This window comes from Micromonospora sp. CPCC 206171 (genome assembly GCF_036906755.1).
Taxonomy (GTDB): domain Bacteria; phylum Actinomycetota; class Actinomycetes; order Mycobacteriales; family Micromonosporaceae; genus Micromonospora; species Micromonospora purpureochromogenes.
Genome location: NZ_JBAKHT010000029.1, coordinates 57,589 through 68,481, shown reverse-complemented (window position 1 = coordinate 68,481; position 10,893 = coordinate 57,589). Strand labels below are relative to the sequence as shown.

The following is a 10,893-nucleotide window of genomic DNA, read 5'->3' as shown; positions in this document are numbered from 1 at the left end:
GCGTCGACAACCTCGCCGACTGGATCGCCACCCGCGGCTACTCCGCCACCGCCTGACCCACCACCGACAAGGGCCGGCCCCACCCGGGGCCGGCCCTTTCGTCGTCTCGGGAAGGTCACCGGGCGGGACGACCGCGTGCCCCGGCTGCCGCTCTCCGCACCCGACCGGTGCGGCAGGATGGGTGCCGTGGCGAAACGTGGGGCCCGCCGGAGCGCGGCCGACGACCAGGACCGGCCGTGCCCGTGTGGCTCCGGCCTGCCGTACGCCGACTGCTGCGGCCCGGTGCACCGCGGCGAGGGCACGGCCGGGACGGCCGAGGCGCTGATGCGCTCCCGGTTCAGCGCCTTCGCCGTCGGTGACGCCGGGTACCTGCTGCGCAGCTGGCACTCCTCCACCCGGCCGGCGCGGCTGCGGCTGGACCCGGGCGAGCAGTGGACCCGCCTGGAGATCGTCGACACCGATCGGGGTGGCCTGTTCGACAGCACCGGCACGGTCGAGTTCCGCGCCCACTACCGCGAGGCCGGCCGGCCGGGGACGCTGCACGAGCGCAGCCGCTTCGTCCGGGAGGACGGGCACTGGGTCTACCTCGACGCCCTGCCGGACTGAGCCGGCGCGACCTGCTCGCCGGCCGTGGCGGCGGCGGGTTACCATGGCGTCGGCGCCGTCCCGCGCCTCACCTCCTTACCGGTGCTCACGCCGCCGGCGTCGCGGAGGCAAAGGAGACCTCGAGTCTTCGGGGCGCCGTGCCACATGCCCAGGCAACGGCGGGTCGACGGGAGCGTGAGTCCCCACGACCGCGCCGTCGACAGGGAGCATGTGATGACGCGCCAGAAATCCTTCAAGTCCCGGGTCCGCACCCGGATGGACAAGACGGGCGAGAGCTACACGGCGGCCCGCCGGCACCTGCTGCCCGGCGCCGTTGCGGCTGAACCGCCGACCACGGCGCCCGCCGAAGCCACTCCCCCGGCCCCCGGATCGGGGGCGGCGCAGGCCGACCGGATCTCCGACGCGTTGCTCCGTGAGCGCACCGGCCGCGGCTGGGACGAGTGGTTCGCCCTGCTGGACGAGTGGGGCGCGGTGCAGCGTACGCACACCGAGACGGCTCGTTGGCTGGTCACCGCCCACGAGGTGCCGGGCTGGTGGGCGCAGACCGTGACGGTCGGCTACGAGCAGGCGCGTGGCCTGCGCGCCCCCGGGCAGCGGCGCGGCGGCGGCTGGGAGGCGGGCGGCAGCCGTACGGTCGCCGTGCCGGTGGACCGGCTGTTCGAGGCGTTCAGCGACGACGAACTGCGCCGGCGGTGGCTGCCCGACGTGGCGATCCGGGTACGCACGGCGACCCGGCCGAAGAGCTTCCGCGCCGACTGGGCGGGCGGCCCGACCCGGATCGTGGTCGGCTTCGCACCCAAGGGCGACAGCAAGGCCACGGTGACCGTGGTGCACGAGAAGCTCACCGATGCCGAGCAGGCGGCCGCGCTCAAGGCGTACTGGCGGGACCGGCTGGCCACGCTCAAGCAGTTGTTGGAATCCGGCGAGGCGGGGCGCTGAGCACCGCCACCTCCGCGCACCTGCCGGGCTGACCGCCGGCCCGGTGGCGGTCGTCCACGTCACCGGGCCCGGCGGTCAGCCGAAGGCGACCCGCTCCAGCCAGAGGTCGAGCAGCTTCGCGTCCCCGAGCACCTCGACGCCCGCCGTCTCGACGGAGAGCCGGCCGTAGACCAGCAACAGCAGGTTGGTCAGCGGCCCGCGTACGGCCACGGCGGCCTTCTCGTGCGCCCGCCGCCAGGCGATCAGGTCGCCGGTGAGGTCCACCACCCACTCGGCGCCCAGCTCGGCGGGCGTGTCGGTGGCGTGCAGGTGCAGCGTCCGGCCCGGGCCGAGCAGCTCCCGGCGGTGCGGGTGGAAGTCGAACATCTGCGGCAGCGCGCCCAGCTCCATCCACTCGTCGAGGGCGTCGACGGCGACCTCCGGCTGGACGGCCACGTCGACGCCGAGGGCGAGCGCGGCGTCGGCCCGGTGCACGAGCGTCTCGTGGGCGAACCGGCGCGCGAAGAACGCCGGGCTGCCCTGCCCGAGCGGGGTCCACACCCGCGCGGCCGGGCCGGCGTCGCGCAGCACCCCGGCCAGCTCGGCGGCGCCCTCGACCAGCCACGGCCCGACCACCGCCGGGTCCTCGTCGGCGTACGGCGACAGGTCACGGAAGTGGGTGTCCGACGGTGGCGTCGACGGCCGGGTACGGACGATCTCCGCGGCCCACCGCTGCCCGCCACCGAGGTGCCGCATTAGCTGGCCCACGTTCCACCCCGGGCAGGACGGGACGGCGACGGTCAGGTCGGCACCGTCGAGATGCGACCGGAGCAGGTCGCTCTGCTGCACGATCTCGGCGCACCAACGGTCGTAGCTCACACCGCTCATCCGGCCACGCTAACCGTCGGGACCGACACGAGCCGCCCGCCGGGCCGTGCACCCCGCCCGCTTTCCCGCCCGGCCGAAGGCGCCCGCCAAGCCACCGGCGCGGCTGACGGTGCAGGCGCGGTTCACGCCGGCCCGCCGCTGCGGCCGGCCACCGGCTCCCGCCGCGGACCGCCACGGCGACCGTCGCGCCCGGCCAGCAGCACGACCGCCAGCAGCAGGTACGGCACAGCCGCCAGCACGAAGGCGGCCCGGTTGCCGCCCACTGCGGCGACCAGGGCGTACCCGCCGTAGACGGCGATGACCGTCAGGTCGGTGGCCATGCCGGCGACCGAGGTGACGGTGGCCCGTCCCGGCCCGGTGATCCGCGCCTGGAGCCGGGCGTCGGCCAGCACCGTGGCCAGTTGGAAGGCGCAGAACGCGACACCGACCAGCACGAACGCCGCCGGGTGGCGCAGTCCCGCCCCGGCGGCGAGCGCGACGGCGGCCACGGTCAGCAGCGCGGCGTAGCCCCGGGTGCCCAGCCGTTCGGCCGGCGCCGCGAGCAGGCCGCCCACGGTCACCCCGGCCCACACGAGCAGGAGCAGCAGCGGCACGGTCGGCTCGGCGACGCCGGTGTCCCGGGCCAGCAGCGGCGTGTACTCGTCGAGGGCGCCCCACCCGGCGGCCACCGCCGGGACCAGCAGCAGCGCCCCGCGTACCCGTGGATCGGCCCGGGCCTCGGCGAGGCCGGCGCGCAGGGTCGCCGCCCAGCCCAGGTCGTCGCCCGCCTCCGCCGGCTCCGGTGCGACCGCTCGGGCCGGACGGTGTTCGGGGAAGCGGGTGGCGACGGCGGCGGCGAGGAGGGTGGCCAGCACGCTGGCCGCGCCGACGGCCGGGTAGCCGCCGACGGCGAGCACCGGGCCGGCCAGGCCCATCGAGGCGAGCACGCCGAGCACCGCCGCGGTGCGCGCCCGCCCCATGGTGCGGGCGTAGCAACCGGCGGCGCCGAGCCGGTCGAGCTCGGTGAAGACCAGCGCCTCCAGGGCGCCGGAGCCGAGCGCGCCGCCGGCTCCCCAGAGGACGAAGCCGAGGGCGAACGCCGGGTACGACGGGGTCAGCACCCACAGGGCGTAGCCGGCGCCGGCGAGCAGCGGCGCGAGGCAGAGCAGCAGCCGGCGGGAGACCGCGTCGGCCCAGGCGCCGGAGGGCACCTCGAGCAGGATGCTGGTCGCCGACCAGACGACGAAGAGCGAGGATATCTCGCCGATCGACAGGCCGGTGTCGCTGAACAGCAGCGCGTACACCGGGTAGAGCAGGACGAAATCCTGGAGGAACGCGTACCCGTAGAGGGTGGCCGCCAGGCGACGGACGCCGGGCGGTGCTGCGGTGGTGACGATCATGAGGGCCTTTCCACGGGACCGGACGGACGCGGGACGTGCGGCGTCCGGGGCGGTCCGCGGTTGCGGCCCTCAGTTACGGATCAACATCGCCAGGTCATGGGCCGATGCTAGCGGCCCTCGGTGGGCCTGGCGATCCCGTTTCCCGGCGGGGCGGACACGAACCGGGGTGGGACCCAGTGCGGGCCCCACCCCGGTCGGTGGTCGTGCGGTCAGCGGCGCGTCGGGCCGCCGTCGACCGGCGGGATGACCATGGTGGCCTCGCTGTCGGCCGGCGCCGGCCGGTCGTGGGTGGCCGTCGCCTGCCGGGGCGGCACCACCTGGGTCCGGTCGGCGTCGTCGTCCCGGTGCACCACCTGCGTCTGCTCCGACTCGCCGTACGGGGTGACCGGCGTGGCGAGGTGGTCCTGCACGTCCCGCCTGCCGGCCTGGTACGCCCGGGCGTGCGTGGCGATGAGCCGCGACTCCTCCTCGGCGCGGCTGAGCCAGGACTCCCAGCGACTCTGCATCGGCCGGACCAGGCCGCCGCCGACCCCGACGACCAGGATGCCGCCGACGGTGGCGAGGACGGCGATCAGCACCGGGGTGGTGACGGCGGTGGCGACGCCGATCTGGTTGAGCGCGGCGATGATGCCCAGGCCCAGGATGAACACCGAGGCGATGTTGGCCAGCACCCGGCCGTAGGACAGGCCGCCGAGGGCGCTGCTGATGATGTCCTTGACGGCGTTGGCGATGGCCGCGGCGACCACCACGATGACGATCGCGACGAAGGCGCGCGGCAGCCAGGCGATGACCCCGGCGATCAGGTCGGAGATCGGGTTGGGACCCCAGATGCCGAAGGCCAGTTGCAGGGTCACCAGCAGGATCCCGTAGTAGGCCAGCTTGGCGACGATGTCACTGGCGTCGTACTTGGACCGGGCGAGCGCGGTCTTGATGCCACCCCGCTCGACGGCCTTGTCGAAGTGCACCCGCTCCAGGACCTTGTCCACGATCTTCAGTACGGCCTTGGCGATCAGCCAGCCCACCACGAGGATCGCCACGAAGGCGACCGCCTTGGGCAGGAAGAGCATCACTGCGCGGAGGGCGTCACCCACCGCGTCGCCGAAGTTGTCTTTCATAGCTGCCCTCCACACGGAACGTCAGGTCGTCGGCCCCGACCTACCCGAACCCGCCCGCGGGGAAACGTTCACGCACCGCGGCAGGCGTAGCTCACCTCCGCGCGGGCCTGGTGCGGCGACGGGGAGACGATGTTGACGGTGGCCGTCTCGGTGGTGCTGCCGACCCCGTTGAACGCCCACTTCAACGACAGCGTGACGGTGCGCTGGCCCCAACCGACCCGCTCGCTGAGCAGGGCGCCGGGCGGGGAACCGGAGCGCAGCCACTGGTACTCGAGCACGCCGCTGCGGCCGTTGGTCCGGACGGTGGCGACCACGTCGACGGTGACGTCGCACCGGTCCCCGGCGGGTTGTGGCACCGCCACGGTCACCTCCCCGATCTCCAACGGGTCGAGCCGCTGCCACAGGTAGAAGCCCACGACGGCGACCAGCACCACGGTGAGCAGGCCGGAAAGCGCCGCCACCACCCGCCGCCAGAGGGGCCGTCGGCGGCGCGGCGGGGACGCCGTCGGCCAGGCCGGAGCGGCGGGCGGCGTCGTGGGCACCCCGGGCCCGAACCGCACCTCGCCGCCCGCCCCGGTCGGTCCGGCCGGCGGGGGTACGCCCCGACCCGTGGCCACCATGCCGCCGGTGGGGGTGGTGGTGGCGAGGGCGGCCCCGGTCGCGCCGAGCCGCCCGGTCGAGTCCAGCGCGCCGGCGTCCACCGCCGGCCCGGTCGCGCCGAGGAGTGCGGTCCGCTCGGCGGCGCCGAGGTGCACGGTCGCGTCCGCGGCGCCGAGGTGCAGGGTCCGGTCGGTGGCTCCCAGGTGGACGGTCTCGTCCGTGACATCGGGCGGGCTGCCGTGGCCCCCGCCGCCCAGGTGCACAGTCCGGTCCACCGACCCGAGGTGGACCGTCTCGTCGCCGGCCCCGAGCTGCACCGTCCGGTCCAGGCTCACCGTCCCGTCGAGGTTCACCGTCCGGTCCAGGCTCACGGTCGCGTCCAGGTTCACCGTCCGGTCCAGATTCACGGTCCGGTCGAGGTTCACGGTCCGGTCGAGATTCACGGTGCCGTCCAGGTCGACGGTCCGGTCGGCCGGGCCGGGACGCCCGGTCCCGGCCAGGTGGACGGTGGGCTCGTCGTCGCCGGGCGGCGTCGCGCCCCGCTCCCCCGGCCTGGTCATCGGAGGTCACCTTTCGTCGGGAACTGTCGCACCGGCCGGCTCCTAACCGGGGGTGCAGTACGAGGAGAGCGACACGTACACCGGCCCAGCCGGGTCGGCGGCGTTGCCGGCGACATCGACGGCGACCACCTGGATCGGGATCCGGGTGCTGGACTTCGGCGTCGGCAGGTCACCGAGGGTGCCGCGGTAGACGCCCCGCCCGACGTGGGTCATGCCGATGGCGCGGGTGACGCCGCCCAGGGTGTAGCGGAAGCTCACCCGCAGGTCCTCGGCGCTGGTCCGGTCGTCGCTGGCGGTCGCGGTGACCGTGCTCGACCGGTTGCCGTAGGGACACCCTCCAGGTTCGAGGGAGGTGGGGCTGGCGTCGAGCTTCCCGACGACCGGTGCCGTGCCGTCCGGTGGCGGCGGCGAGCTGGGCGTCGGGCTCGCGCTGCGGGACCGGGTGGGCGTCGCGGTAGCCGACCGGGTCGGCGACGCCGTGCCGGTGGCCGACACCGAGGCCGTCGGGGTCGGGCTGGGCGACACCGCGTCGATGGCGGGCGCGGCGGCCAATGGGCTGGGGCCGAGCGAGGTGAGGGCGGAGGCGCGCGGCGCGGCCGGGCCGTCGGCGAGGGTCAGCGCCGGCGCGTGCCGGGCGGCGTAGCTCAGGCCGGCGCCGCCGAGCAGCAGGGCGGCGACGAGGCCGGCCCCGAGCAGCACGGCCCGGCCGGTCCCGCGCCGGGCGGCCGGCCCCGTCTCGCCGAACGTGGTGCTGGCCAGGCTGGTGGCGCCGGAGGTGCCGTCGGGGAACGGGAAGAGCGCGGCGAGCAGCGCGGCCCGGCGGGCCAGCTCGGCCAGGCCCCGCTCCTCCCAGTCCGCGCCGTAGGCGGCCGCGGCGGTGCGTTCCAGCTCGGCGAGGAAGACCTCCGCCGGCTGCGGCCGGTCGGCAGGCTGCTTGGCCATGCCGTGGCGGAGCAGGTCGTGCACGGGTGGCGGGGCCGCCTCGGTGGGGATCGGCGCCTGCGCGTGCTGGGTCCGCAGGGTGATCAGGTCCCGCCCGTCGTACGGGGGGCGGCCGGTGAGGCACTCGTAGAAGGTGGCGGTGGCGGCGTAGATGTCGCACGCCGGGCTGGCCGGCGCCCCGGTCCACTGTTCCGGGGCCATGTAGCGGGGGGTGCCGCTGACCGAGCCGCCGCCGTCCCGGCCGACCGGTACGGCGATGCCGAAGTCGGCCAGTTTGCTCTGCCCGCGGGTGTCGACCAGCACGTTCTCGGGCTTGTAGTCGCGGTGCACGACGCCCCGGGCGTGCGCGGCGGCCAGCCCGGCGAGGGAGCCCTTGAGCACGCAGAGGGCCGCCTCGGGCTCGGTGGGGCCGTGGGCGCGCAGCATCTGCCGCAGGGACACCCCGTTGACCAGCTCCATCACGATGGCGGCGCCGTGCGGGGACTCCACGTACTCGTAGAGCCGGGAGATGTGCGGGTCGTCCACCTCGACGAGCAGCTGGGCCTCGTCGCGGAACGCGGTGCGGGTCGGGTCGTCGTCCACCGCCCGGGTCAGGTACTTGATCGCGACGGGGGTGCCGCTGGCGTCGTGGGTGGCCAGCAGGACGCGGCCGGACGCGCCGGCGCCGAGCTGCCGTACCGGCGTGTAGCCGGACAGCTGCCAGTCCGCGCTCACGCGGCGGCCTCCCCGGCCTGCGGGGAGCGGTCACGGGTCAGGGCCACGCTGATCATTGTCGTCACGGGAGGCGACGAATCCATCGGCGCAACGGTTGCTCCGCCGCGTCCGGACGTCCGTGATGATGGATGGGTTTCGGTCAGAGGACTTGACGCGGGCCGTTCAGCGGTGGCTCTCCCGGTGGCCGTCGCCGGGGACGCTCGGCACCGCCTCCGGACCCGCCTGCCTCGCCGGGCCACCGCCCATCAGGTCGAAGAACCGGAGCAGTTCCACCGGGAACGGCATGACCAGGGTGCTGTTCTTCTCGGCCGCCACGTCCACCACGGTCTGCAACAGCCGCAGCTGGTAGGCGCCCGGCGTGTCGGCCATCGCGCGGGAGGCGTCGGCGAGCCGGCGGGACGCCTGGAACTCGCCGTCGGCGGCGATCACCCGGGCGCGGCGTTCGCGTTCCGCCTCGGCCTGCCGCGACATGGACCGCTTCATCCCCTCCGGCAGGGAGACGTCCTTGACCTCGACCCGTTCGATGAGCAGCCCCCACGGCTTCTCGGTCGGCGCGTCGATGACCGCCTTCAACTCGGCGTTGATCCGGTCCCGGTCCCGCAGCAGGGTGTCGAGGTCGGCCTTGCCGATCACCGACCGCAGCGCGGTCTGGGCCACCTGGAGCACCGCCGATGGGTAGTCCCGCACGTTGACCAGCACCTTCACCGGGTCGACCACCCGGTAGTAGACGACCGCGTCGACCGTGAGGGTGACGTTGTCGCGGGTGATGACGCCCTGCGCGGGCACCCCGATCACCGTGGTCTGCATGCTGACCCGGACCATCCGGTCGGCGACCGGGATGATCAGGTGGAGACCGGGCTGCCGGATACGGTCCAGCACCCGGCCGAAGCGGAAGACGACACCGCGCTGGTACTGCTGCACCATCCGTACGCTGAGCGCGAGCAGCAGCACGACGAGCGCGACGACGACGACCAGAGTGACGAACCCGGCGGCGGCTCCCATGACCCCCTCGATCCCGGAGGCGCCCGCCTCCGGCGCCGCGCATACCCGATTCGGCGGGCACCAGTCCTGCGCCACGGCCTTCAAGCACCCGGCGGGCCGTACCCGCGCGGTGGCGGGTGCGGCCCGGGTGGGGGCCGCCCGCGGCATCGATCGGCGGAACGGGCGCTGGGCTGCGGGGACGGGCACTAGCGTGAGGGCGGAAGGGCAGCTACAGGCTGGTGGCCGTCGAGCGACCGCCAGGACATCTGGGAGTTGGTGCCGAGGTGGCGAAGTTCCTGTTGAAGTCGACCTACTCCGCCGCGGGGCTCAAGGGGCTGGTCGACGACGGTGGCACCAAGCGCGCCGAGGTGGTCCGAAAGATGATCGAGGAGGCCGGCGGGCGGATGGAGTCGATGCACTTCGCGTTCGCCGAGGACGACACCTACGTGTTGTGTGAGCTGCCGGACCACAAGACGGTGGCCGGGCTGGCGATCGCCATCGGCGCGACGGGCGGCCTGAGCGTCCAGATCACCCCGGTGCTGACTCCCGCCGAGGTCGACGAGGTGACCCGGATGAAGACCACGTACACGCCCCCGGGTCAGTGACCGGCGGACGATGAGCTAGTCGCCGGACGGGCTTTCCCACGGTACGAGGTCGGGCGCGACGTCGGCGATCCGCTGCCGCATCGACCTGCGGCCGAGGGCGGCCAGCGCCTCGTCGACGAGCCGGCTCAACGGGTACGACAGCTCCGCCTCGAACCGGCGGGCGGCGGCCGTGGTGGCCGCCGATTCGGCGTTCAGCACCGGCAGCAGCGACTCGGCCCTCGGGGTGAGGTGGGCGATGCGCTGCCGGGCGTCCGCGCCGGGGCTGAGCGTGACCAGGCCCGCCTTCACCAGCTGCGCGACGGTCTGGCTGGCGGCGGAGTGGGTCACCCCGGTCGCCTCGGCCAGCGCGCGGATCGACGCCGGGCCGTGCGCCGCCAACGTCCGGATCACCGGGGTGAACCGCGGCCGGAACCCGGGCAGCCCGAGGTCGGCGTAGACGGCGGCGACCTCGCCGTCGAGCAGGTCGAGCAGATGGCGCAGCCTGGTGCCGAGGAGTTCGGGGCCGGGTGGACGGGCGGGCATGTGGGCTAATGTAACAGCGCTGTTGCATCTAGTCCCCGGGGAGGCCACACATGGACGCGCGCTATCCGCCGATCGAGCCGTACGACCACGGCATGCTCGACGTCGGCGACGGCAACGTCGTGTACTGGGAGGTCTGCGGCAATCCCGACGGCAAGCCCGCACTCGTCGTGCACGGTGGACCGGGCTCGGGCTGCGGCACCGGGGTTCGCCGGTTCTTCGACCCGGCGCGGTACCGGATCGTGCTGTTCGACCAGCGCGGCTGCGGGCGTAGCACCCCGCACGCCAGCGACCCGGCCACCGACCTGCGGCACAACACCACCCACCACCTGGTCGCCGACATGGAACGCCTGCGCGAGCATCTGGGCGTGCGGCGCTGGCTGCTGCACGGCGGGTCGTGGGGCTCGACCCTCATCCTGGCGTACGCGCAGCGGCACCCCGAGCGGGTGTCCGAGATCGTCATCAACGCGGTCACCAGCACCCGCCGCTCGGAGATCGACTGGCTCTACCGGGGCGTCGGCCGGTTCTTCCCCCAGCAGTGGGACCGTTTCCTCGCCGGCGCGCCCGGCACAGCACGCGAGGGCGACGTCGTCGGCGCGTACGCCCGGCTGATGGCCGACCCGGACCCGGCGGTACGCGAGCGGGCCACGGTCGACTGGTGCGCCTGGGAGGACGCGGTCGTCTCCGGAGAGGCCGTCACCAACCCGTACAGCGACCGCCCCTCGACGGCCCGGACGGCCATGGTCCGGATCTGCTCGCACTACTTCGCCCACGGCGCCTGGCTGGAGGAGGGCGTCCTGCTGCGCGACGCGCACCGGCTCGCCGGCATCCCCGGGGTGCTGATCCACGGGCGGCTCGACCTGAGCAGCCCGCTGGACACCGCCTGGCAGCTGCACCGCGCCTGGCCGGACTCCGAGCTGATCGTCGTCGAGCAGGCGGGGCACTTCGGCACCGACGAGACCCGGGGCCACGTCGTGCGCGCCCTCGACCGCTTCGCCACGGCCGGCTGACGCCGCCGGGCCCGCGCCGCGGCTTCCTCCCCGACGGCCTTCCGGGCGGCGGGCGA

General features: G+C 74.6%; 11 protein-coding genes. 4 read left to right on the top strand and 7 right to left on the bottom strand.

What is annotated here, in order from left to right:
- Positions 1–186: 186 nt before the first annotated feature.
- Positions 187–606 carry a YchJ family protein gene (locus tag V6U89_RS25770; RefSeq protein ID WP_334574429.1) on the top strand — a complete coding sequence of 140 codons (420 nt, stop codon included), beginning with the start codon at positions 187–189 and terminating at the stop codon, positions 604–606.
- Between the two features lie 213 nt (positions 607–819).
- Positions 820–1,545, top strand: coding sequence for a hypothetical protein (locus tag V6U89_RS25765; protein WP_334574427.1), 726 nt, complete (start codon positions 820–822; stop codon positions 1,543–1,545).
- A gap of 75 nt (positions 1,546–1,620) precedes the next feature.
- Here V6U89_RS25765 and V6U89_RS25760 read toward each other — a convergent pair whose 3' ends face one another.
- The 6 genes from V6U89_RS25760 to V6U89_RS25735 form a co-directional block, all read right to left on the bottom strand.
- On the bottom strand, positions 1,621–2,412 hold the full coding sequence (locus V6U89_RS25760; RefSeq protein ID WP_334574425.1) for a maleylpyruvate isomerase family mycothiol-dependent enzyme: 792 nt from the start codon (positions 2,410–2,412) through the stop codon (positions 1,621–1,623).
- A gap of 122 nt (positions 2,413–2,534) precedes the next feature.
- Positions 2,535–3,791 (bottom strand): MFS transporter, encoded by a 1,257-nt coding sequence (locus V6U89_RS25755; protein ID WP_334574422.1) that lies wholly within the window; start codon positions 3,789–3,791, stop codon positions 2,535–2,537.
- 209 nt (positions 3,792–4,000) lie between these two features.
- The gene (locus V6U89_RS25750; protein ID WP_334574420.1) at positions 4,001–4,906 is read right to left on the bottom strand and encodes a mechanosensitive ion channel family protein; all 906 of its coding nucleotides are present in this window, start codon (positions 4,904–4,906) and stop codon (positions 4,001–4,003) included.
- A gap of 68 nt (positions 4,907–4,974) precedes the next feature.
- Positions 4,975–6,066: a hypothetical protein gene (locus tag V6U89_RS25745; protein ID WP_334574418.1), complete on the bottom strand. Its 1,092-nt coding sequence runs from the start codon at positions 6,064–6,066 to the stop codon at positions 4,975–4,977.
- A gap of 42 nt (positions 6,067–6,108) precedes the next feature.
- The gene (locus V6U89_RS25740) at positions 6,109–7,722 is read right to left on the bottom strand and encodes a serine/threonine-protein kinase (protein ID WP_334574416.1); all 1,614 of its coding nucleotides are present in this window, start codon (positions 7,720–7,722) and stop codon (positions 6,109–6,111) included.
- Positions 7,723–7,884: 162 nt separating this feature from the next.
- On the bottom strand, positions 7,885–8,724 hold the full coding sequence (locus V6U89_RS25735; protein WP_334574414.1) for an SPFH domain-containing protein: 840 nt from the start codon (positions 8,722–8,724) through the stop codon (positions 7,885–7,887).
- 263 nt (positions 8,725–8,987) lie between these two features.
- On the opposite strand from V6U89_RS25735, the gene V6U89_RS25730 reads away from it, so the two are divergent.
- Positions 8,988–9,308, top strand: a complete 321-nt coding sequence (locus V6U89_RS25730; protein WP_154936807.1) for a GYD domain-containing protein — start codon at positions 8,988–8,990, stop codon at positions 9,306–9,308.
- A gap of 15 nt (positions 9,309–9,323) precedes the next feature.
- Here the strand turns inward: V6U89_RS25730 and V6U89_RS25725 are convergent, their stop codons facing one another.
- Positions 9,324–9,830, bottom strand: a complete 507-nt coding sequence (locus V6U89_RS25725; RefSeq protein WP_334574412.1) for a MarR family winged helix-turn-helix transcriptional regulator — start codon at positions 9,828–9,830, stop codon at positions 9,324–9,326.
- A 50-nt stretch (positions 9,831–9,880) separates the two neighbouring features.
- On the opposite strand from V6U89_RS25725, the gene pip reads away from it, so the two are divergent.
- Positions 9,881–10,837, top strand: coding sequence for a prolyl aminopeptidase (gene pip / locus V6U89_RS25720; RefSeq protein ID WP_334574411.1), 957 nt, complete (start codon positions 9,881–9,883; stop codon positions 10,835–10,837).
- Positions 10,838–10,893 lie beyond the last annotated feature (56 nt).

Excerpts from the sequence above, each read along its gene's own strand:
- V6U89_RS25755 (WP_334574422.1), bottom strand. The coding sequence starts at position 3,791 with ATGATCGTCACCACCGCAGCACCGCCCGGCGTCCGTCGCCTGGCGGCC.
- V6U89_RS25750 (WP_334574420.1), bottom strand. The coding sequence starts at position 4,906 with ATGAAAGACAACTTCGGCGACGCGGTGGGTGACGCCCTCCGCGCAGTG.
- V6U89_RS25725 (WP_334574412.1), bottom strand. The coding sequence starts at position 9,830 with ATGCCCGCCCGTCCACCCGGCCCCGAACTCCTCGGCACCAGGCTGCGC.
- V6U89_RS25765 (WP_334574427.1), top strand. The coding sequence starts at position 820 with ATGACGCGCCAGAAATCCTTCAAGTCCCGGGTCCGCACCCGGATGGAC.
- V6U89_RS25745 (WP_334574418.1), bottom strand. The coding sequence starts at position 6,066 with ATGACCAGGCCGGGGGAGCGGGGCGCGACGCCGCCCGGCGACGACGAG.
- pip (WP_334574411.1), top strand. The coding sequence starts at position 9,881 with ATGGACGCGCGCTATCCGCCGATCGAGCCGTACGACCACGGCATGCTC.
- V6U89_RS25760 (WP_334574425.1), bottom strand. The coding sequence starts at position 2,412 with ATGAGCGGTGTGAGCTACGACCGTTGGTGCGCCGAGATCGTGCAGCAG.
- V6U89_RS25735 (WP_334574414.1), bottom strand. The coding sequence starts at position 8,724 with ATGGGAGCCGCCGCCGGGTTCGTCACTCTGGTCGTCGTCGTCGCGCTC.